Annotated in this window: 25 protein-coding genes and 2 pseudogenes; 3 read left to right on the top strand and 24 right to left on the bottom strand. The window is 56.9% G+C overall.

Annotated features, from left to right (window positions below; all coding sequences use genetic code 11):
• The 5 genes and pseudogenes from PC358_RS27705 to PC358_RS05940 all read right to left on the bottom strand — a co-directional run.
• Entirely contained in the window at nt 1-534 is a 534-nt protein-coding gene (locus PC358_RS27705; protein ID WP_156056763.1) for a hypothetical protein, read from the bottom strand.
• 51 nt (nt 535-585) lie between these two features.
• Nucleotides 586-1767, bottom strand: a complete 1182-nt coding sequence (locus PC358_RS05925) for a phage major capsid protein (RefSeq protein ID WP_033698158.1) — start codon at nt 1765-1767, stop codon at nt 586-588.
• Nucleotides 1768-1769: 2 nt separating this feature from the next.
• The gene (locus PC358_RS05930; protein WP_033698159.1) at nt 1770-2627 is read right to left on the bottom strand and encodes a head maturation protease, ClpP-related; all 858 of its coding nucleotides are present in this window, start codon (nt 2625-2627) and stop codon (nt 1770-1772) included.
• Nucleotides 2628-2630: 3 nt separating this feature from the next.
• A complete protein-coding gene (locus PC358_RS05935) occupies nt 2631-3932 on the bottom strand; it encodes a phage portal protein (RefSeq protein WP_033698160.1) in 1302 nt (433 codons plus the stop codon).
• Nucleotides 3933-4082: 150 nt separating this feature from the next.
• Nucleotides 4083-5507 (bottom strand): annotated as a pseudogene (locus tag PC358_RS05940) (terminase large subunit); the annotation flags it as partial.
• Between the two features lie 218 nt (nt 5508-5725).
• Between PC358_RS05940 and PC358_RS05945 the strand changes: the two are divergent.
• Nucleotides 5726-8008 carry an nSTAND3 domain-containing NTPase gene (locus tag PC358_RS05945; RefSeq protein ID WP_033698161.1) on the top strand — a complete coding sequence of 761 codons (2283 nt, stop codon included), beginning with the start codon at nt 5726-5728 and terminating at the stop codon, nt 8006-8008.
• 112 nt (nt 8009-8120) lie between these two features.
• Here the strand turns inward: PC358_RS05945 and PC358_RS05950 are convergent, their stop codons facing one another.
• On the bottom strand, nt 8121-8891 hold the full coding sequence (locus tag PC358_RS05950; protein WP_033698162.1) for a DUF3825 domain-containing protein: 771 nt from the start codon (nt 8889-8891) through the stop codon (nt 8121-8123).
• Between the two features lie 245 nt (nt 8892-9136).
• On the opposite strand from PC358_RS05950, the gene PC358_RS05955 reads away from it, so the two are divergent.
• Nucleotides 9137-9874, top strand: coding sequence for a competence protein CoiA family protein (locus PC358_RS05955; RefSeq protein WP_050506065.1), 738 nt, complete (start codon nt 9137-9139; stop codon nt 9872-9874).
• A gap of 107 nt (nt 9875-9981) precedes the next feature.
• Here the strand turns inward: PC358_RS05955 and PC358_RS05960 are convergent, their stop codons facing one another.
• From PC358_RS05960 to PC358_RS06040, 18 genes and pseudogenes are all read right to left on the bottom strand, one after another.
• Nucleotides 9982-10581: a tail assembly protein gene (locus PC358_RS05960; RefSeq protein WP_033698163.1), complete on the bottom strand. Its 600-nt coding sequence runs from the start codon at nt 10579-10581 to the stop codon at nt 9982-9984.
• A complete protein-coding gene (locus PC358_RS05965; protein WP_033698164.1) occupies nt 10581-10940 on the bottom strand; it encodes a hypothetical protein in 360 nt (119 codons plus the stop codon). Before PC358_RS05965 ends, PC358_RS05960 begins: the two co-directional genes overlap by 1 nt.
• 254 nt (nt 10941-11194) lie before the next feature.
• Entirely contained in the window at nt 11195-11392 is a 198-nt protein-coding gene (locus PC358_RS05970; RefSeq protein WP_033698165.1) for a hypothetical protein, read from the bottom strand.
• Between the two features lie 129 nt (nt 11393-11521).
• Nucleotides 11522-12679: a phage major capsid protein gene (locus PC358_RS05975; protein ID WP_241380750.1), complete on the bottom strand. Its 1158-nt coding sequence runs from the start codon at nt 12677-12679 to the stop codon at nt 11522-11524.
• An 81-nt stretch (nt 12680-12760) separates the two neighbouring features.
• Entirely contained in the window at nt 12761-12991 is a 231-nt protein-coding gene (locus PC358_RS05980) for a MerR family transcriptional regulator (protein ID WP_081874717.1), read from the bottom strand.
• Nucleotides 12992-12994: 3 nt separating this feature from the next.
• Complete coding sequence (locus tag PC358_RS05985; protein ID WP_033698169.1) at nt 12995-14284, bottom strand: tyrosine-type recombinase/integrase; 1290 nt, start codon at nt 14282-14284, stop codon at nt 12995-12997.
• A gap of 250 nt (nt 14285-14534) precedes the next feature.
• Nucleotides 14535-14828 carry a hypothetical protein gene (locus PC358_RS05990; protein WP_033698170.1) on the bottom strand — a complete coding sequence of 98 codons (294 nt, stop codon included), beginning with the start codon at nt 14826-14828 and terminating at the stop codon, nt 14535-14537.
• Nucleotides 14828-16102 carry an AAA family ATPase gene (locus PC358_RS05995; RefSeq protein ID WP_033698172.1) on the bottom strand — a complete coding sequence of 425 codons (1275 nt, stop codon included), beginning with the start codon at nt 16100-16102 and terminating at the stop codon, nt 14828-14830. Before PC358_RS05995 ends, PC358_RS05990 begins: the two co-directional genes overlap by 1 nt.
• Nucleotides 16099-16506, bottom strand: a complete 408-nt coding sequence (locus PC358_RS06000; protein ID WP_033698174.1) for a virulence-associated protein E — start codon at nt 16504-16506, stop codon at nt 16099-16101. The genes PC358_RS05995 and PC358_RS06000 overlap by 4 nt, the downstream gene beginning before the upstream one ends.
• Before the next feature lie 2 nt (nt 16507-16508).
• Nucleotides 16509-16805 (bottom strand): hypothetical protein, encoded by a 297-nt coding sequence (locus PC358_RS26955; protein WP_077068433.1) that lies wholly within the window; start codon nt 16803-16805, stop codon nt 16509-16511.
• Complete coding sequence (locus tag PC358_RS06005) at nt 16802-17071, bottom strand: hypothetical protein (protein WP_050506066.1); 270 nt, start codon at nt 17069-17071, stop codon at nt 16802-16804. The genes PC358_RS26955 and PC358_RS06005 overlap by 4 nt, the downstream gene beginning before the upstream one ends.
• Nucleotides 17072-17598: 527 nt before the next feature.
• Nucleotides 17599-17787 carry a helix-turn-helix transcriptional regulator gene (locus PC358_RS26960; RefSeq protein ID WP_033698177.1) on the bottom strand — a complete coding sequence of 63 codons (189 nt, stop codon included), beginning with the start codon at nt 17785-17787 and terminating at the stop codon, nt 17599-17601.
• Between the two features lie 57 nt (nt 17788-17844).
• On the bottom strand, nt 17845-19032 hold the full coding sequence (locus tag PC358_RS06015) for a tyrosine-type recombinase/integrase (protein ID WP_033698178.1): 1188 nt from the start codon (nt 19030-19032) through the stop codon (nt 17845-17847).
• A 234-nt stretch (nt 19033-19266) separates the two neighbouring features.
• A pseudogene (locus tag PC358_RS06020) lies at nt 19267-19539 on the bottom strand (terminase large subunit); the annotation flags it as partial.
• 3 nt (nt 19540-19542) lie between these two features.
• A complete protein-coding gene (locus PC358_RS06025; RefSeq protein ID WP_033698180.1) occupies nt 19543-20019 on the bottom strand; it encodes a terminase small subunit in 477 nt (158 codons plus the stop codon).
• 158 nt (nt 20020-20177) lie between these two features.
• Entirely contained in the window at nt 20178-20516 is a 339-nt protein-coding gene (locus PC358_RS06030) for an HNH endonuclease (protein WP_033698181.1), read from the bottom strand.
• Nucleotides 20516-20797, bottom strand: a complete 282-nt coding sequence (locus PC358_RS06035; protein ID WP_033698182.1) for a phage holin family protein — start codon at nt 20795-20797, stop codon at nt 20516-20518. The genes PC358_RS06030 and PC358_RS06035 overlap by 1 nt, the downstream gene beginning before the upstream one ends.
• On the bottom strand, nt 20798-21172 hold the full coding sequence (locus PC358_RS06040) for a putative holin (protein WP_033698183.1): 375 nt from the start codon (nt 21170-21172) through the stop codon (nt 20798-20800).
• Between the two features lie 5 nt (nt 21173-21177).
• Here PC358_RS06040 and PC358_RS06045 point away from each other — a divergent pair, with 5 nt between their 5' ends.
• Nucleotides 21178-21786, top strand: a complete 609-nt coding sequence (locus PC358_RS06045; RefSeq protein WP_156056765.1) for a hypothetical protein — start codon at nt 21178-21180, stop codon at nt 21784-21786.
• Nucleotides 21787-21813: the final 27 nt, after the last annotated feature.

Raw genomic sequence — 21813 nt, forward strand, 5'->3', positions numbered from 1 at the left:
TTATTCCTTCAGCGGTTCGAGCGATGCCAGATTCCGCTGTACCAGTTCCTCCGCATGCCGGCGCTGCACCGTATAAGCAGGCCCGCCACGACGACGAAGCTCGCCTTCATCCATGTAAGACCGAAGCGGATAAATCTGAAGAGTCGCAGGGTTAGGGTTGGCCTGGCCATCTTGTGCCAACTGACCAGCGGCGGTGTCGCTATCAGCCAAGGCTGACGCGGCCTGACTGGCCTCTTTGGATAACGCAGCGTCAGTCGCGGCGATGCCGGAGCTATCACCTTGGTCGCCCGTAACGACATCCGAGCCAGTACCGGCGACTGCTTGTCCTTCTGCCGGCACAACGCCTGGGCCTTCCCCTGGAGCTGGAGCAGTTGTAGGAGCACCCGAGTCGCCCGGGTCACCGCTTGCTGGAAGGGGCGCCGCGGCCGGCGAAAGAGGCGAATCACCTTCAGGCGCGCCGTGAGTGGAGTCAACGGTCGAGACCGGATTCGTCGCCTCAGCCGTGGAGGCTGGTGTTTCCTGTTTACGTGCCATTGGATTGCTCCATTGGGGCGCCATTTCTGGCGCCGCGTTGCGGAAGGTTGATTAAGGCGTGACCAAGGGGCCAGTAACGAATGCTTCGTCGCGGTAGATCGCGAACGCCAAGCGCTCCTCGGCGCGAATCGTCGCCATGTTGTTTTCGAAGTCCTTATCGTTCTCGGTCGAGATCAGCACTTCGATTTCCATGCGGTCGAAGATCTGCGCGCCGAGCTTGAAGGCGCCTACCAGGAAGTCGTTCTGGGTCATGGCCTGAGTCGAAACCACCGGGCGATTCCAGAGTTTCGCGTTGGTGCCTTCCTGAGGCTGACCGATGATGTACCGGCCCTCGCCATCCTTGGTCAGCTCAATGGCCGCCCAGTCGATGGGGTTCAACACGATGCCATCCGAAGGGAAGTCGGCCAGCTCAGCTTGCAGCAGCGCCAGGCGCAGACGGTCGATCCGTTGCTCACCCACCACTGTCAGACCGGCCTGCGGCGCATACAGCTGTGCGACCGTGACAAGGCCCTGCAGGTTGGCACCCGTGCCGTTGCCGTAAAGCAGCTGGGCTTCTTCCGCCATATTCAGGCCGTAACGAGCGCGCCCATCGATGTAGCTCTGCAGCGCCTTGGCATCGTCGAGCATCTGCCGGCTAGCCTTAAACAGGTGGGCAATGGTTCGTACGTTCGCGGTGGTGAGTGCGAAGGTGATGTCGGAGTACGGCTTGGCGGTGTTCTCCGCGACAGTACGCGCGTTGTTGGTGAATCCGGTCTCGCGAATGTACTCGATGGAGTTCGACTCGGTCTGGCCAGGCGCCACCAAATCGCGAATGGTCAGCCGACGCTGAGGGGGAGCAACGACGCCACCCAAACGCTCAGCAGGCACCAAGTCGCCGCCGGTTGCAGTGGTAATTGCCGCACGCGGCACGGACACACGGCGCGAGCCGCGGAAGGACGAGTTCATGTCCTGCATTTCTTCGCTACCGATCACCAGAGCGCCGACCGACTTCTGCGGCTCGTCCTGGTTGCCGCGATCACGGCTGGCGTTGACCAGCTTTTGCTCGGCTTCCTGCAAGCGCGCCGACACCTCGCCCTGCTTGGTCAACAGCTCGTCGACCTTGGCGCGGGTTTCGGCGTTCATCTCACCAGAGGCCTTGATCTGCTTTTCGGTGGCTTCGGCCTGGGCCTTGATCTGGTCGCCAATGCCCTTGAGGGTGGCGTTGAATTCCTTGACTTGGGCTTCGTAGTCCATGGTCACTTTCCTTTAAGAGAATTGAGGAGATTGGTTGCCGCGCTCAGTGAGGCGGAGAGGTCTGGCGCGGCAGCGCTTGGCGTGCCGGTCGGAACAGCGCGCGGCGTGTTCCCGCTGGTAGCGCGAGGCATGCCAGATTTGAAAGTGGCGAAGAGTTCGCGGCGCTCGGAGCGCGGCATGCCGGCCTTGGCCAGGGCTGCGTCCATGGCCTTGAGTGCATTGGCCTGGCCGACCTCCTCGGTCTCGCGCTCGGTGACCTCGGTCGCGGCCAGCAGGCCGGTGGCCAGCCCCAACTCCACCGCGCGCTTACCACGGATGAACGTCTCATCATCCATCAGCTCGGCCATGTCCTCGACGGACTGTCCGCTGGTCTCGGCATAAAGGTCGGCCATGGCGGCGTCGAACTCTTCCATGTCGTCCGATACGTCGCGCAGGTAGTGGCGATTACCGGAGAGGAAGGTCCAGCAGTTGTGAATCATCAGGAAGGCGCTGCTGGCCACTTGGCGCTCAGCACCGGCTAGGTAGATGATCGAAGCCGCGCTGGCGGCCATGCCCAGCACCTTGGTAGTGACCTTCTGGCTGTGCTCGCGCAGGCGGTTGTAGATGGCGATGCCTTCGAACATATCGCCGCCGGGCGAGTTGATATAGACCGTCACCTCGCGGTCCCCGATGGCACGCAGCGCTGCATCGATGCGTTTGACGGTCACGCCCTCCCCGTACCAGTCTTCGCCGATCACGCCGTAGATGGTGATGGTCTCCGATGTGTTTTCCACGGCCGCCTGGATGGCGGGGTTCCATTTGTCGAGCGCACGCGGGCTCATCTCGCTGCGCAGGCCGCGAGACTGGATCTTGTGTTTCATGGGTTACTCCCCGGAGTTGCTTTGGAGCCAGTTCATCAGCGCCGCGCGTGCGGCTTGGCTGTCGTTTTGTTTGCCCAGCTGGTCAAGCGGCACCAGGTTCGATTGCACGGTGAGGATGTCGCCGCCAGGCATGCTTGGCAGGTTCTCTTTGTGCCGGCCCTCGTTTCGGGTCATGTAGCCGTTTTGGCCCATAGTGCTCAGATAGGCGGCACGGCCGGCACTATCGGCGCGCAGGAAGGCTTCCAGCGAAAATTCCGAGTAGTGCTTGATCCGGTCCACTGCCGTCATGCAGCGCTTATTGACGCACTGCTCGATGGGGGCCGTGTACGTCATGATGCAGTAGGTCAGGAACGCGATCTGCTGCTGCTCAAGACCTGTGCCCCAGTTGCTGCCCTTGTCAGTTTTCATCACCATCCAGGGCGGCACGCCGAACCAACGACAAATCTCCTCGATGCTGTGCCCACGCGACTCGAGCAGCTGAGCGTCAGCCGGGTTGATGCCGATCATCTCGGGCTTCACGCCCTGCTCGAGCACCGGGCTCTTACCCGCATTCAGCGCACCCGAGATCGTCTTGACGTAGTCGCGGAACTCGGCACGCTGCGTAGGGTTGAGCGTCTTGTCCACCGAGAAGGCTACGGTGGGCATCATCCCGTTCTTGAAGGTGGTGTTGGCCGCATCGTCGGCCGACATGGCCGAGCCGAATACGTCCGCGCCGTAGCGAATCGCCGACAAACCCATCCGGCCGTCCAGAGTAAAGGCCGGGATGTGCAGCATATCTGCCCGCTCGATCTCCCGGCGTGCCCCCTTGCGTGGCTGGAAGAAGTAGCGCAGTCGTCCATCGTCGTCCGGCTCCGGGGTTACCCGCGAAGGCATCAGGAAGTCGAGGGCAATGACCCGTCCACCGGCCCGGTGAATCTCGCAATAGGCATTGCCCCACAGCAGCATCGAAGCAACAACCGCCTGCCAGAAGTGGAAAGCCGCCATGTCCTCGTTCGGGCTGTTGTGCACCACGTCGTAGAGCGGGAAGTCTCGCGCCGTCTCGCGTCCGCCGTCCGGGAGGCGTCGGTAGATGCTGAGCGGCAAGCCTGCGACCGAGGTGGAAATGATCCGCACGCAGGCCCAGACCGCCGACAGGCGCATGGCTTTGTCGACTGTGACCGCCTTGCCGCTGCTTGACTGGGCGCCAGAGAAGGCGCTCCAGAACCCACCGTCCGACAGACGAATGGTTTTGCCCAGCCAGCTGCTCATGCTCGCCGAGGGCTTGGCCGCAGCGGTACCGAGCGCTTGAGAGAGGGTTTTAATCACTGCTCAGCCCTCGGCGGATGAACGCTGCGATGCTGAACAGGCTGACGGAGCCGGCGAGCAAGGCCCAGCCAGTGCCCGCCAGAATCCAGACTCCTGCGCAAGCTAGGCCGAACCCGCACACCGCGCAAATGATGAAATAGTGAAATGCGTTCATGCGATCAGTGGGTCCCGAATGCCAGCCATGAAGTTATCCATTCCCCCTCGGCCTTCAGGATTGAGGCTGATCAGAGAAACGGCGTTGAAAGTAGCCATCAGCGGGTCAATCTTTGCTGTGCCCGAAGCCTGCTTGGTAATCAAGAACGCATTGGCCGATGGCACCCCTTTGGCGTTACCGCAAGACCAGGCCATCAACGGTTGGCCGCAGTGCAGGAGCGTGCCTTCGGCAAGCTTGCGCTCTGTCGTCTTGATTGCGCCGGTGAGCTTCCAGCCCTGGGAGATGCCGACGATCTTGTCTTCCTCGACCTCAGCATCCGCCAAGGCATCAAGAACAGAGCCAATCCCTGCAGGGTCGAGACCCACCTTATCTAGAAGACCTGTGGCATTGACCCGGGCCACAATAGCCGCGAACTGCGCTACGTCGTCACCGATACGCTCGACGATGGTGAGGTCACCTGCTTTCTCCAGGTCTCTGAGGCGTGGCGCCTCAGATTTGCGCCGTTCAAGAACAGAAGGATGTGCCCAAGCGTGAGCCCAGTGGAACCACCTGCGGGTACCAGCCTCCCGCCCGATCACTGCTAGCCCGAGCAGGTCATCAAGACCCCCTCCATCACCACCCACATCGACCACCTCGCACCTGGTGAGGATTTCATCAAGGTTCAGCCAAGTAGCAGCTTGAGCCTCCCAAAACTCCGCGCCGACCCATGCGTCCGACATCAGCGCGAGGCCGATCTCGATATTGAGATGCTTGGCTAAAAATCCGCGAAGCTCAGCCTCGCCATCCAGTTCAGCCTGCATGAACAGGCGTTCTAGGGTGGGGCGATCGACCGAGTATTCAATGTTGGGGTTCACCAGATGGAAGTTTTCAGGCTTCCGCGCCTCTCCGCTTTTGATCATCTCCTTCGAGAATTCGTAGATGATCGGCAGGAAGCGGTTGTCGTCGATTCGACCATCCCGCACGCCCCGAGCATAGGTCAGCTTCGACTTGAAAACGCCTGCTGGCGGCTCGTTCGACTGCGTCGTAAGCCAGATGATGAAGCCCTCAGGCCGTGACAGCAGGCCACCGGTAGCCTCTCGAATCATGTCGGCCGCTTTCGGGTTCTTGCCGAACAGCCAGGCTTCGTCGATCAGGACACCAACTGCCTTCTTGCCGCCCACCACGTCGCTATCGGCTGCTACCACTTTCAAGGTCGCGCCAGTCTCGCGATGAGTGATCAATCGCAAGTGTGGCTGCACGTGCAACAACGCTTTCAGCTCGTCGTCGTTGTTGACCATGTCCTTGGCCGGGATGAACGAGTTGTCGGCAATCTCCTTGGTCGGCGCCAAGATGATGAACTCCGCCGAAAGCCGCCAGTTGCGGATCAGTGCAGTCAGCATGATCCCAGCGGCGATCGTAGATTTGCTGTTCTTTTTAGGGATGTCAATACGAAGCCGCAGGCCCCTTCTAATAATGCTTCGAGCATCATGGCGGCACAATGTACCCCCTTAGATACCCCCACTGTGACGATGGTGATATGCTTAAATTCAGAGTTTTTTAAACTGAACGTCAAAATAAGATCGCTACTGAAATTTGAAGGTCGCGCTCGAAAAGCGCCAACCTGCGCAACGTGATGAGCCCGGCTGGAAGGACGCCACCAATGACAAGCTATGATTTCCAACAGCTTTCCCCAAATGACTTCGAGGTGCTTTCTCGAGACCTTATTCAGGCTCGAGATCAGATCACCCTTGAATCCTTTAAGTCTGGAAGAGATGGCGGAATAGACTTCCGGATTGCCCAAGGATCAAAAAACACAATTGTGCAATGTAAGCACTATAGTGGCACCGGCTTCGCTGGATTGTTGAGCAGCCTAAAAAAAGAAACGATTAAGGCTCAAAACCTGAGCCCAGATCGATATATCTTAGTAACATCGGTAGGATTGACCCCAGAAAACAAGTCCACGATTACAAAAATATTTGGCCCAATACTTTCGACAAGTGACATCATCGGCCGAGACGACCTGAACAACCTGCTAACCCTGTTCCCAAAAGTCCAACTTACACACTACAAACTCTGGCTCGCAAGTAAGATCGTACTAGATAGAGTTCTTTTTAATGCCTCTATTACGCAAAGCGAGTTCGATGCACAGCGTGTCCATCGAGACATTCAGCGATATGTAAGCAGCGCAGCATTCCCTAGGGCGCTGACAATGCTTAAAAAAGAGCATGTCGCAATCATCTCCGGCGCTCCAGGGGTCGGCAAAACAACCTTAGCGAAAATGCTAATCTTCCAATTTCTCGACCAGGGCTACGAACTTATATCCATTGTAGAAGGGTTCCGGAGCGCCCGAGAGCGCTATGATAAAAATATAAAGCAAATATTTTATTATGATGATTTTATTGGAGCCACTTTCCTTGGTGAGAGCGGTTCGTCTTTCACAAGAAACGAAGACCGCGAGATCTTGGACTTTATCGAGCTAGTGCAAAGCTCCACCAATTCAGCCCTCATAATGACCACGCGAGAACACATTTTACGACAAGCGATTTCAATATCGGAAAAGCTTAAGCACTCCACCATTATTGATAGGCACTGCGTCCTCGAGATATCGGACTATTCGCAGCACGAGCGGGCGCTAATCCTATATAACCATATATATTTCAGCAAACTACCAAAAGAGTACAGATCAGCACTTCTAAAGGATCGCTTCTACACCAAAATTGTTAAGCATGCCAAATTCAATCCCAGACTTATAGAATGGTTATCATCTTACTATCGAGTCAAATCGGTGCCCGCGGAACACTATCAAGAATTCATAACAAACCTGCTTGACAATCCCGCTGAGATTTGGGCTCACGCTTACGAGAATCAAATTAGTGATGCAGCTAGATCCGTACTTTTAGCGCTCTACCTATGCGGCGGGAGAACTGATGTAAGAAACTTGGAGAGATCGTATAGCGCTCTCCATGTTATTCGATCAGTACATTACGGATTCCGTACTCAACCATCAGACTGGCGGAGGGCGCTAGCGGAAGTAAATGGGTCCTTCATTCGACCAGGAGCCAAGATCGAATTCATCAACCCTTCTGTGTTAGACATGTTGAACAAAGTAATTCGAGAAGACACTTCCAACTTCCTCGATATATTAGATGCTACCGAAAACTTCCCTCAGCTTCGACGTCTGTGGTTTTTTGCTCAAGCAGAAGGTAGCGGGAGGCTCTTGAGCCAACTAAAACGCGATCCGGATCACCTGGCAAAAACACTCGATAGAATCATTAATAAAACGCCTGCCACTGAATACAATCCCGAAACTCACTTCTATTACTCTAATACATTAGAAGCAAGAACCGAGACAGTCTTGCAAATCACCTCATCAATTAGCTCTGATAGAATTCAAAAAATTGCGTTAAATTGCCTGAAATCTCTTACAAACTCATGGTCAAAAAAAACCGCCAATATAATCAGCGGCGTCGATGTCTTTAAGCAGCTAAACAAAAGCAATTCCCTCCCCACAAACCTCAAAGATCTTTATCTAGACCTTATCATAGACACCCTGCTGGAACACTCACTGAATGAAGTCCGCTCGAATGATCTTTGCTCACTTCTAGATATCATTGACAAGCGTCCTAGCACTTTGCGCTCTGACACTCTTGCAAAGGCAATTGAACAATATCTAGACGATTACTTCAGGGAAGAGCTCTCAGAACTCAGCTCAGTATCAGAGTTTGAGTCTTTCGAGCAAGACCTTATTACTCTAGGCAACCAAATAGATGTTGACATTTCCTCTGAACGCACTTGGATTTCTGAAAAAATTAGTGAGCTCGAGGCTTATCATGACGAACAGTCTTCTTATGCTTATGAGAGCTGGAAGGAAAGCAGAGGATCCTATCGGGAGTCTGAGCCATCTATTGATGAGCTATTCAACACTCTGAGCGGTTCAGATTAATATTTTATGCCAGCGGCGCTTTAGTTGAGAGCGACTCCAAACCCGCCTTGACTCACATCCTAAACTAATATTCGCCTAAGGGTGTCCTCAAACTGAGGACACCACTGTTCACTTATGGCTGCAACCACTCCTTGTCCGGCTTAGCTAGCAAGCGAGCATTGCCGTAGGCCCAGTCCAGCATCAGACAGGTCGCAGCCCGATAGAAGGTGTTGTGATCTTCAATCACCAGCGCCAAATCAGCTTTGGCGGGGTTGCCTATACACAGCGGAAGCATTAACTGAACTTTGCCTTTATAAAAATTTGGAACAGCTGTTTTATAATTGCGCCGAACTCTCTCACGGGCATTGTCTATAACGCCTTTCAGAAGGGACTGTAAAACGTAATTCTCCATACCACAATATGGATGAGGAAAACGCTCTTTATTCTCAGAGACTATATGCTCAACATTAACCCGGAAATCTTTCCGATGATCGAACACGAGCACTGCTGGATCATCAAAATAATGAGCCATTTCCGGTAGGTATTCGAAACTATTTAAGTCGGCTTCACCTCGGCGTACGAACCGCTGAAAATACCAAGGCTGCCTAGCTCCAACGTTACGATTTTGGTTGAACAAGGCGTAAATCGGTTCTTGTGTAGGCGTTACTAGCCCTGTATTAAAAGTAACATGCTGACCGTCCCCAGCCAACTCTACCTTTTCTTCTTTGGCAAGGCGCTTGTATGTGTGTTTTAGATAGTTCCCTAAGATCGGCTTACGACCATCAGCCTCAGTGAACTGGTAATCCCAGTTTTCTGGCTCAGCCAAATCTGAAAGCTGGTCAAGCTTTTCATCCCAACCTGGGAAAAATGCGAAGTCGAACAAGTCTTCCGGTAGATCTTTCACTGGTCCACTCCTGTGCTTGAGAGGAGCTGTATAGCTAGGAAGATGTGCGGTGTCAATCTGCCACTAGACGGCAGTCAACACGATCGTGGCGCGTCGACCCAGCGGTCATCACGAGATGAAGAAGAGGTGCCAGAGGCAGCCATCAGTCATTTTTGCATTACAAGCGATCGTCACATAGGGCTCTGTTGAGCTCGGCACGGGCACCGCCTACCATGGAAGCAATTGGCCGCCACTGGGAGGGGAACATGATTTCGGCGATGATCGATGGGGAAAAGCGGCCTCCTATCCAGAAGGGAGAGCGGACGGCATGCGAGGGTTGCGGTGGGGTACTTAACGCCGTCATGCCGCAATTCAACGCTGCGCACTGGAGACATAAGGGAGGTGACTGTGACCCGTGGAGCGAAGCGGAGGGCGAATGGCACAGGATGTGGAAGAGCTTGTTCCGCCCGGCGCATTGCGAGGTCTTCATGCGCGACCCCCACAGCCAGGAGATCCATAGGGCCGATGTGATGTGCCCTGGCGAAGGAGCAAAAGGTGTCGTACTTGAGCTTCAGCACTCACACATTTCCGAGGAAGAGCGTTCGGCTAGAGAAACATTCTACTCCAGGGAACACCGTATGTTTTGGCTCCTGAATATGCACAGAACACCGTCTCTCGCGTTCAGCTTCGGCACCTGCTTGAGCTTTCAGGAAGCGAAAAAGGAAAGCTTTGGTGGTCGGGATTTCTACCACATGGAATGGATCATGCGTGGGTCGCTGCTCGATAAATGGAAGCAGTCACGGGCTCATGTATTCCTGAATTACGACGGTCATATCTACTACCTCGCAACCAACGCTGCTTGTCGCCCTATTGTTAGTCGGCAGGCCAAGGGACATTTCGCACTAGCTGCGTTGAGCATTCGAGAATTTCTCAGCGCAGTGTCTGGTGGAAATGAGTCAGCGATACAGCTACCGCCGCGGAGCGCAGCGGCAAAGGGCCAATGATACGCACGCGGAAATGCAAACTTCTCCAGCGCGACGAGGTATCCTCAAAACTGAGGACACCTCTAATTTCCCGTAGCTCGGGATGTTCGCAGTGATCCTGGCTCACTTTAAGCCTTGTCCTCTGCCACGATCGAGGCTGAGATGATAGCCCCGCCCCAGCGGCGGTGTCCGATGCAAATTGGCACGGGTAGGCCGCTGGCTGTGGTGTTCTTGGCGCTGCCAAAGGCGTAGCTCGCCATGTTCTCGGGCGAACCGCTGTGGCTTAGCCCGCTGGTCTGTGGGCTTAGCATCTGCAGCACTCCACCGGCCACGTTAGCAATACCGGCGCCCATCAGGCCGGCAGCAAGGCCTCCTGAGGCGAATGAAGCAGCGACGATCAGCGCTACGCCAAGAACGGTCTGCAGCAGCCCGCCACGCTTGCTGCCATGTACCACTGGGACAAACCAGAGCTCCCTGGCCCCGCCCAGGTCAAGTTCGCCTTCGCTGATGTTCTTTCCATTCTTGAAAATGGCGAAGCGCAGCCCCTTCGCTTCAGAATCCGCCAGGTCACGGGCGAAGCCTGGGTGGTTGGCATCCAGCGCCTTGGTGGCCTCTCGAGCGTCGCCACGATCCAGCACGAAGTGGTGGTGCTTGCCGTACTTCTTGCCCAAGAAGCCGCCCAAGCGGATTTTGGTTTTTGGTGCGTAGTCGATCACGGCGGCATTCATCACACGGCCTCCTGTGGCATAGCCAGGTGCACGCCCAAGCGCCGAGCGAGCATCTCGCGGCACTGTAACGCCTCCAGGCGAATGGAGGCCTCTCGGGCAGGGTCAGGGTTCCAGTTGGGCGCATAGCTCGACATGGAAGCGAGAGCGCCGCGCAGGGTGCCACGCAGCAAGTCGGCGGATATCCGTGCTTCCTCCTCTGTAAAGAACACGCCATCGAGCTTGATCCTCTGGCCGGCCTGGATGTGCTCGACTTCCCACAGCTGATAGCTGGGCCCACCCTTATCAATGGTGAAGGTGGCCACGTTGCAGGCTCGGGCGAAACGCTCTTGAAAGGTGGATGGAGCTGTTTGAATAGTCATCAGCGGTAGCCTCCAGGTGTTAACTCGCAGGAGTTAAAGCGTTAACTTTTTGAGGTTAAAGGTGTTAACTCGGTTAACACCCGCCAGCGGCTGCTATCGGCGTCTATGCCTCTGTTTCCGTGGCTTCCAGCTCCATGCACGTTCGGCATGGTGTTAACCTCGTTTTAACTTTTTTTTAACACGGGAAAAAATGTGTACGTGGGGTCCTAGGCGGTCTAGGTCAGCGAACCTTCCAGACTTTCGACCCGCCCCCCTCAGTAGGTCGGCGCGATGTACGGCGGCGCCGACCGGATCTGCTCCAGCGCTTCGGCTGCGCTCAGGCCGCTGGCCAACAGGCGATCGATCTCTTTGCTCAACCGCTCACGCTCTTCCATCTGGCGCAACAGGGCGCGGCTGTGGGCGATCTGGTTGAGGGCTCGTTGAACTGGCTTGGGTAGATGGGTATGGCTCATGGTCTTCTCCGGTGTGAATGAAAAGGCCCGCGAGTGCGGGCCAGTGCCGGATCACCCCACAAAGGAAAGAAGGGCTCCGACTGCTGCGGTTAGGAGGTCGTGGCACTCACAGCTAACCCACGCTCGTTGTTACGGTGTCGGCGTGCCGGCCAGCGTGACGAGTCGAGTAGCTGTGGGAGCGAACACAGCCAGGCCAGCGCGCAGCTCTGCCAGGATGGTCACCATGTTGCGGCGGAAGTTGTCGCCGTCGTGGCGGCTAGCCTCCACGGTCACTTCCTGGCGGTCCAGCAACGCGGCCACGCTGGTATCGAGGATCAATGCCTCGCCTTGCGGCATGCCGTTGGTGACGACTACAGGGGTGCCCCACAGGCTGGGCGGCGCTGGATCGCGCGGGGTGCCAATCACATACTGGCCGTCGCCATCCTCGGCGCGCTCGCTCTCGATGGCGAACCAGTCACGCGGGTTCATCACGATGACGTTCGGGTTCCAACCTTCGGCCTTGAGGTCAGTGAGGGCTGCGCCGATGCGGTCAGCTGGCTTGCCGGTGGTGATGCCAGCAGCGGTTGCCTGCTTCTTGAACCCGAGGATTTCACCTGGCCCACCGTCGCCGTTGATGAGCTCGGCCTCCAGCTTCTGGCGAACCCCCACGCTCATCAGCGTGTTGATCTGCCCCTCAAGCTGGTCATTGTCCTGCAGCACCTGGAGGCTCGCCGGAATCCAGGTAGCGATGGTGGCGATCTCCGCCCGCTCCATTTTGGTGGGCATCGACCCTTCGGCCTTCTCCTCACCTTCTTCTTTCTGGTAGGCCGCGCCGTTGATGTAGCCGTCGAGGCGAACGAACTCGTAGGTAGCGCTGGTGACCGGCACGATCGGCAGCACATCCAGCAAGCTCAGCCGCGGCTGCGGAATGCCACGGATGCCGGCGCCGTCACGCTGCGGGGCGGTTGGGTAGCTGGTCGAACCAGTGACGCCCTTGTTGGGGTTGGTGATCGCCGCACGAACGCCGACTTTGCAACTGATCTGGCCAGTGGATTTCATCCCGGCCCTGAAGCCGGTGATGCCATCAGCGGCCACGACCTGGGTAGTCACGGCATTGGAGTCGGTGGAGTCGTCGTTGGCGCCTCGGCGGGCGCTGACATTCACCAGCTTCTGTTCGATTTCCAAGAGGCGGGCGCCGAACTCGGTTTGCTTCTCGGCTGAGGACGATTTGAAGTCGGTGATCTGGGTGCCGATGTTTTTGAGGGTTGAATTCAGCTCGGTCATGTCCTGCTGATAGGGGTCTGGCATGGGTATCTCCGGGGTGTCTAAGTAATGCCATCTACCCTATGCGCGCACGCACACCCCGGTCAGCGGTTAACTTCGACGTCCTCAGTCGGTATCCGTCGCAAAGCGCACTATGTCGGCTATTTTGTAGAACCGCCGATTGCCACGGCGCACGAATGGCAGCGGTGACCGACCCTCGGCAGCCAGGCGGCGGAGGTAGCTGGGGGCATATCCCAGCAGGTCTGCCGTGGCTGGCTCGGGTACCAAGCCTCCAATCAATGGAGTGATGCCGGCCTGGGCCAACCGCTCGGTAACGTCCTGTTCAACGTCCACCATGATTTACATGCTCCTCTGTGATGCATCCGGGTTTTCGCTAGAGGCCGCGTGGTCTGTGGCCTGTGTCGGATTTTGTGGGATTGCGTATCTCGGGTATGTCTCGCCTGTGAGTGCGTTCAACCCGAGCCCGTCTAAATGGTCGTGCCAGCGTTCCAGGGCTTGGCGCTTGAGGGCTTCGGCGGTGGTGTGGATGTAGGTGGCGTCCATGTTGCGCAGGGCGTGGTTCACCAGCATCTCGCCCACCAGGTAATCCACGCCCAGGTCCATCCAGCAGGTGCGGGCCACCTTGCGCACATCGTGGCTAGTCCACTGGCGGTCGCTCAGTTCGGCAAACACCTGGCTCGCTGCGGTGGTGCTAAGTGGCCCGCGCCGGCTGGCTGGGAACAGGTAGGCACCGTGATAGCCCTGGGCGGCCTGCTGGGCTTGATAGCGGCTCAGCAGTGCGCAGGCTTGGCGGGTGAGCGGCAGGATGTGGTTCTGCTTGGTCTTGGTGTCATCAGCGGGGATGAACCACTGGCCGGCCTGCAGATCGACGTTGCGCCACAGCGCGCTGCGCGTCTCGCCCAGGCGGGTACCGTGGCACAGCATCATCAGCGCCAGCAGGGCGTCACCGGGCCGCACCTCGCTCCAGCCTGCCAGCTTGGCCAGCAGATCGGGCAAGTGCTTCTCGCGCAGCCGGGACGACTTCGGCTTGATCCGCACCGCAACGAAATCCCCGAAGCGCAGCGAGCCCATGGGGTTCTGCTCGATCATCCCGAGCCGGTGTGCCTTGCGCATGGCCACCGCCAGCACGTTGAACACCAGACGGACGAACGACAGTGCATAGCGCTCCTGCAGTGGCCACATCAGGCGTTGATCGAGTGTGGCCTTGTTCACCTCGGCCAGCGGTAAGTCATGCAGCCGTGGCGCCAGGTGGCAGGTCATGGCCGACTTCGCGCCGGCCTTGCGCTTGGCTGACAAGTTGCGGTCGCGCAGCATGCGATCCAGGTACCAGTCCAGCAGCTCACCGGTACGGCTCCAGGTGCTGGTCAGCGAGGTGGCCTCGGCGTCTGCGGCACGGCGCCCCAGGATGGCCGGCAGCGCGGTCAGCATGGCCTTGGTGGTCAGGCTGGGGAAGTCGCCGGCCTTGCCCCACTTGCCCCTGACAACGACGTGCCAGGCGCCCCGGGTGCGGTCGACGGTCGAATAGCGGAATCGCAGCTCGGGGTAACGCGGGTCACGCAATTGGCGCACTGGCTGGCCGGCCTGCTTGCGTATCTCGGCGTCACTGAGGGTGATGTGTTTGGTGGTCATGTTTGCTCCTCAAACTGAGGGTGTCGTTTAACCGAACCAGGCCAGATGATCCGAATCAGACCAAATGAGCCGATTCGGATCAGGGCGCCACTGTGTCGAAAGCAACACACTGTGGCGTTTTCTACACAGTGGCGAACGCGGTCGGGCCATCCGATAAGGTGGGAAAATCCCGTGTTTTGCCGAAGCGGGAATTCCCGCCAACCTCGTCGAGCGCTCGCCGATTGCTCGCCTAGGTATCCACTGAGTCTCGTCACGGCCCCACCTCCGCACCTGGCCAGCGCACGCGCACGTCGGCCAGCGCTTCGTCGCGGGTAATTGGCTCGCTGATCATGGTGAATGGCCGGCACTCCGGCACCAGCACCGTCCAGTTGCAGCGGCGCTCCAGGCCATCGTTCGCAGCCAGCTCGGCCAGCAGCGCCAGACGATGAGCCTTGACGTACCTGCGCACGTCGTCGGTCAGCTTTGACGCGGGTGAAATCCGCACCCGCATACCTTGCTTCTTGGCGGTAAATCCACGTTCCACCAGGTAGTCGAGCGCGGCCATTACAGATCCTCCGCATCATCATCCAGTGATGGGAGTGACGTTCCGTCTGGCAGTGGCCCTCTCAGGTATTTCGCCCAGTCGTGCCCTTTTTCTTCAGTCATGCCCATGTCCAAGGGTGGGCACGACTGAGGGCCAGAAGGCACGACTGAGGGGAATGGGGCATAGGCGCCTTCGGCCTGAGGAAGGGACCAAGTGACAACGGTGTCCCCTCCAAAGCCGGATCGATCTGTAGTGATCGAGAGACGTTCGCGTGCAGTACGAATCTGCTTTTGGGTGTAGCCATTGCCGACCATCAAGCTCTTTGCTTCTTTGCCTGGCAGCGGGCCCTTGCTGAGAATCCTACGCAAAGCTTCAGCCGGATCATCCGAGTCATCCAGCCGCATACCATCATCTTGGCCTTCCACATCACCCAGGATCTCGCGGGCTGAACCCTGAATCAAATCACCCCACAGAACACGGGTGGCCTGAATGCCTCCGTCAATCGTGTATGGCTCGATGGTGTAGGAAACGCCTCCCTCATCAGTCCCGATGTTGGACTTCGCACGCGCCAGCACACGGGTGTCGGAGTCTTCCTGCTTAGCCGCCACCATTACTGTGCGTGCCAGTGCAGAGAACGCCTGCGACCCAATGACCCGGTCAGCAGGTGATGCCCCTGCGCCACCTTTGGCGAAGTGGGATATACCCACTACGGCACATAGGTTCTGCTCGGCGAAATCAACAACACCCTGCAGGCCCCGCCGCACGTCATTAGCTTTGTGCATATCGCCTTTGACGGCGCTAACCACAGGGTCGAGCATCAACAGCGAGATTCCGCCGATCTCGCGCACCGTGTCTCGAAGCAGACCAATGTCGTTACCGGGATCGAAGGGGTCCGATTCTCCATTGGCATTGATCCGACCTTGAATGATGTAGACCCGCCCCATATCAGCGCCCGCAGCAATCAAGCGCGGCACCAGGGTGTCTGATGGATCGTCCTCGCTCGACCAAATCAGCGCATTGCCAGGCTCGCTGCTGAGGCTCCCGTCAGGCCAGCGTCCGCCAGTGGTGATGGTTGCAATCAGGCCGATCAGCAGCGTGGTTTTCCCGGTACCGCCGGCGCCAGCAAGGATGTGCAGCTTTCCTCGTGCCAGCCAACCAGGCCAGAGCCAACGAATCGGTACCGCTTTAATTGTCGATGCCTTCACCGCATTGACTCGCCAGAGAGGCGTGACGGTTTCCCGATTGATGGGGCTCAGTGGCTCTGTCCATTCTTGTGCGAAGCGATCTGTAGTCATTTAACCCCCAGGCGCTGCTTGGCGAGGTTGAAGCGCGCCAGGTCGTCACCCTCCAACTTCCCTGCTTGTTGGAGAGAGTGGCCGATCCGATAAACCATGCGCTCATGTTCAATTGCAGCCTTACTTGGGCCATGCCGAGTTTGTTTGCCTCCGGGGAACAAATCCCGCAGCTCCAGGCCAACTGCAGAGACAATTTCTTTAGTCGTGCAACCTGCCCAGCACTTGAGCAAGATAACACCCTCGGAAGTTTCACTTATTGCCAAGCTTGGGTGCTTGTCGTCGTGTGCAGGGCAGCAGGCTTTCCATTTATCAATACCAGCGGACTTAACTTTGTCTAACCGAGTAAGAACTTTATCCAGGCAAGCCGATCCCATCGGCGCAAGTGCACCGTTTTGAATGTTCATGGTTAGGCTCCGGGTTTAACTTCGGATAAATGGTAAGTCGCTGCAGCGCCAGTGTCGGACAAGTTGCCGACTAGACTGCCCAGGCTTTCGAGAAGCCAGCCTATATCAGTGACCGCCGCAGAGCTCAGACCGGTTTCACCGTTCGATGCTGTACAAGCCAACAAGTGGCCTATGCCTGATATCCCATGTGCGAGCACCGACACACAGCTTTCAGTTGCCTGCTCTGTCGCTTTGAGCTGACCGGGAGTCATGTTCTTCAGCGCTTCGTGGCGTGGCAGGAGATCGTTCCAGTAGCTCATTGAACACCCCCGACTTCGTTTGCGCCGTAGCTATAGCCGATATACCGGTGCCGCCAGCAAAAGTTCTGCGAACCGAGTTTGACGTTATCGAGCTGCGCGTAAAGGTCTTTCGAGATCGGATGCTGCTGCCCAAGAGCCGGGATAATCATCGCAGTGAGGATACGTTCGAGCTTTTTGAACGCCTCCCTTGCCTGGTTTTGATGATGGCATTCGAAATCGGCGAGAACGGCCGGCTCCAGCAGGGTTTGCTTAGGAACACGGATCATTGCTCACCCCCTTGGGCTTCAAGGGCGCGAGCCTGGTCTATGTGGTGGTTGTAGCGCTTCAAGCGGAGGGAAAGGGAAGACTTTGCGCGGAGAGCGCAGAGAGCGAGCTTGCGATGCGCGAAGGCTCGAATTTTGGACGGAATAAGGGCGTGCATGGGCGTAGCTCCTTTTGCTGTGGAGCTGCCACGATCCTTCCTACGGGATTGGGTGGCAGCTATGCGTGGGGTAGGAATACCGGGGCAAAAGGGTCCCGGCCAGACCGAAGTCTGCCCACGCACAGCCGCCATAAAACAGGAATGCGGACGCAAAAAAAAGCGCCTGCAATCGAAATGGGGCGCTGTGCGCCTTTTGCTTGCTCGGGTTCCTACGCCCGGTCGCTGAATTTGCAGCGACGTGCGAACGATAGCCGCTCCAATAGGCTGTGGCAACAGGAATATTCATCAGTCGTGCCCTTGTGCCCTCAGTAATGCCCAACCTTATGCATGGGCACCACTGAAGAAAAAGGGCACGACTGGGGGCCTTGCGCCCTACACGCATCGTCTTGAGCCTCGTTCTGCGATCCGTCCAGCAATCCACGCTTCAACCTCGGCCTCCACCCACGCCACAGATCGCAGCCCAATCTTTACGGGCTGGGGGAAAGAGATATCAGTGTAAATAGCAGTCTTGCTCAAGCCGGTGCGGCTTTTTACCTGTTCTAATTTTAGTAGCGTAGCCATTTTTCTCTCCAAATAAAAAAGCCCCGTTTGAACGGGGCTTGAAAGGGAACACTATACTCAGACCGGGGGTTTGTAGCTCTGCCGCCTTAAATCCAAGTAATCGGCCCAATTCTGCATTAATGCAATGCGAGGCTTAATATAAAGAGCATGATTGTACGCAGAACTCACTTTGCCTCTTGATAGGTGTGCAAGCTGGGTCTCAATGTGTTCATGATCATATCCCTGCTCATGCAAAATAGTCGAAGCCACCCCACGAAAACCGTGCGAGGTCATTGAGTTCCGATAGCCCATACTTTTAAGAGCCATCAAAATGGCAGCTCGACTCATAGTAGTCTTGTGCCCTGCTCTACCGGGGAATAGATACTCTCCCCCATAAGTTATTTGCTTTAGCCGCTTGATAATTTCGATTGCCTGAGTAGAAAGAGGGACTATATGGGGAGACCCCATTTTCATACGTTCAGAAGGAATCACCCATCGAGCATTATCCAGATCAAACTCAGACCAGGTAGCCCCAAGCATTTCACCAACTCGAACGAATGTCAGGGCGAGCATCCGCATAGCCAACCTGGTGACCTCGCTCGGGTAATGATCTATCGCATAAAGCAGTGCCGGAAGGCCCTTTTCGTCCACTCTCGCATGATTCCGAGTTCTATGCTCCCGCAGAAAGTCACTTCCCTGCAGTTCGGAAACCGTGTTGCGGTCGGCTAGGTCATGAGCCACGGCGTACCGCATGATCTGACCGCAGTATCCGAAGATTTTCCGCGATACGGTCGGCGCCCTGTCCTCAATGCGCTTTAGCATGTCTCGAAACGTTGAAGGCGGGATGTCGTTAACTGGCCGCCGGCCGATCTCCGGGAACACATCGTTTTCCAACCGACCCCAGACAATTTTGGCGAAATCGGCCTTCTTCTGAGGCGCCCAGTGTTCATGCCAAAGCTGCGCGGCCTGCTTGAAAGTAACAAAGGCCGGCGAACTCTCGTTTGTCTTACGTTTGGCAGCGACAGGATCGATCCCGTTCGCCAGAACCAAGCGAGCATCGCGATGGAGATTGCGAGCGGCCGCCAGGGACACCTCAGGATAGACCCCAAGCGCCATCAGTTTCTCTCTTCCACCGAACCGATATTTCCACCGCCAGTAGCGCCCGCCGGTAGGCGTAACAAGTAAGTATAGCCCTCGACCATCTGAAAGCTTACGGCGGGTGCCGTCAGCCTTGACGTGCCGAAGCTTGACGTCTGTAAGGTTCATAGCTGTAAAGCTCTGTTTCGTATGGTAAGGGTGCTGTGTTGGGGGTACATGAGTTACATACAGGGAGATACCTTAAAGATACCCCCAAATGTACCCCCAAAATTTCAGCGCTTTAGGCGAACCATCTGAAACCTCGGGAAACCTAGATACTTTCAAATATCCCTGTAGATTCAGATAGTTAAGACAGTTTCCTATGCCGCTTGGAACTGCTATGAACGCCGTTGAACCAATCTACGAATTCTTTTTAGGGATGCAGAGCATCACCTCACGGATGAGGCGCTCACCGGTCTCGCTGTTGTAGCTTCCGAAGATTGCTCCAGCGAACGCCAACACCCATGGCGCGCATGCGGCCTCGATCGTCGGGCTTCCTGGGGCATCGACGATCTTCAGCCCTTTGAACACCTCAAGGCTTGCCTCGGCCTCTTCGGGAAATAACGGCTCGGGGATGATCGACTCACCCGCAGCAAGACACCTCCACCAATCCGGGCAGGCTGTTGTCCATTGCATAGGTCAATTCTTCACTACAGAGAGGGGTGGCTTGCCTTGGGAGTACTTGCCTTTACCGACCTGTTTGGCAGCCTCGGCCTTCTGCTCTTTCTTGCCCTGGTCGGCGACCTTGCCGTGCACATAAGGCATCAGCGTCTTTGCCGCTTCCAGTCGCATACGCATGTCGGCGCCTTCGGCGTTCATTAGCTCAGTCAAGAAGGCGCGCGGATCGTCGGTCTCGGTTAGCGACAAGTCATCAGCCTGCTGAACCTGCGGCTGTTCAGCTTTAACTTTTCGAGACGGTTTAACCTCGGCGCTGGAAGCCTGCTTTTGCTTCAACCGGCGTCCGACTTCAGCAAGGACATCGGGGTCCTTCGCAAGCTTGGAGCCCGCTTGCGACGCGGTCTTCTCCGAATATCCAGCAGCGATCGCTGCCTCGCGATTTGTGGCACCCGACAGCAAAGCGTCAACAAACCGCCGCTTCTTGTCGGTTAAAGCCATGGTTAACTTTTCCTGAAACGGGAAAAAATGTGTACGTGGGGTCGGTGGCGGTCTAGCTAGATGAGAATCGCTAGCTTTTGACCCCCCTACCACTTCCGCAGCACGTCACTGGCGTGCTTCTGTACCGCCGCGCTGGGTTTCGGCGATCCGCTGACATGTCAGCCACCCAGCCCCGCCGCCTCCTCGGCCTGCTTGACTGAGTCGTGGCAAGGCTTGCAGAGACTCTGCCAGTTGGTCTGATCCCAGAAGAGAACCATATCTCCACGGTGAGCAGCGATGTGGTCGACAACCCTGGCGGCAGTTGTGCGGCCGTTCCGCTCGCAGTAGACGCACAGCGGGTTGTCGCGCAGGTACCGCTCTCGGGCTTGCTGCCACTTGTAGCCATAGCCGCGTTGGGAGCTAGTCATGCCGCTTCGCCAACTACCAGGTGAAACAACCTTCACCCGCGAGCCTGCACTCTCCTTGATGCGGGAGCCGAGCGTCTTGAGCCTAGCCATCAGTCAACCCGAACGATCTTGGCCACGTTGCCCTTGGCCCGGCACACCAGAACGGCAGCCAACAGGTAGAACGCTGTGTTGAACCAGGAGGCATCGGAAAAGTCATCATGCATTATCATCCGTCCGACGAGGCTGATGAACTGCATGCCCGTGACAGCACATGCAGCCCAGGCCATTAGGGATACACCCAGCTTGTAGCGGGCGTCCGGGTAAGGCCGGTAGCGCAGGCCGATCATCACGAATATGACCGCACACAGCGCAGCCTGGATAACGGCAACCATTCAACCCTCCTTCCTAGCTCGCAGGCGAAAGACCCATTGCAGCCAGCTTGGCATGCGTCCGGTTTCCATCCACTCAAGCAAGCCGGAGAACGTGACCACACAGAGCACACCGCAGACAAAGGCGCTGAAGCCCGCAGTCTGGGTCCAGGCCCGACCCATCAGTTCAGCTGCACCGAAGTAGCCACCGATCCAGCCAGCCAGCAGGTAGCCGACGCGGCGCCAGGTGCTGATGTCCTTGGCGAACACCACATAAAAGAAGGCCCCGCCGAATGCGCCTACCAATGCAGCGAGATCCAGCTGGGGGAATGCAGCACCCAGGCCGACGCTGGCAAGTACGCCGGTCACTGCAAGGGCGCCGGTACCTGGCTCTGCCATAGGTGATGCTCCATAAAGAAAAAGACCGGCTTCGTGATAATGTCCAAATCCCATCATCATTAAGCCTTGAACAAATGAAGAAATGCTCTGAAACAAACAACTTTGCGCGGTGGCCCTTCGTGCCGGAGAAGCCGCGAGAAGATGGCGAACGTAACAACGGCGCATTTGACCTTTTGGCCAATCCCGAACAGATCGATCTGATCCATGAGGCCACTGAAGATAACGGCCTTCGAGCATTAATCGCCCAGCTGAACAGCTCAGATGGGCTGTTTATGACGCTTGGCTGCGCATCTGGACAAGAGGGAGACCTCTACTACTCATATCTGGAGCTGACTTTCCGTAACGCAGACGTTGCGAGAGATGAGCATTCAATCACCTCACTGGAAGACCAGTGGAAGGCCTGGGTAACGGAACACTGCCAAAAACAACCTGAGTTCGCGGCAGCTTTATTGGCCGCTGTAGCCTGGGAGTACCGCGAGTTTTCACTGAGGAAAGCAGAACCACAGTATCTGGTGACCGTCTATTCACGGGCAATAAATGCCGCAGATCACGCGCTACTTCTGACTTGGATCGAAGGCTTCTTCAGCTCTTACGAGAAGAACCAGTCACATTAACGGGACTAGCGAAAAACCCGGCTCAGT

Origin of the sequence: Pseudomonas capeferrum, from assembly GCF_000731675.1 — a bacterium.
GTDB classification, from domain to species: Bacteria; Pseudomonadota; Gammaproteobacteria; order Pseudomonadales; family Pseudomonadaceae; genus Aquipseudomonas; species Aquipseudomonas capeferrum.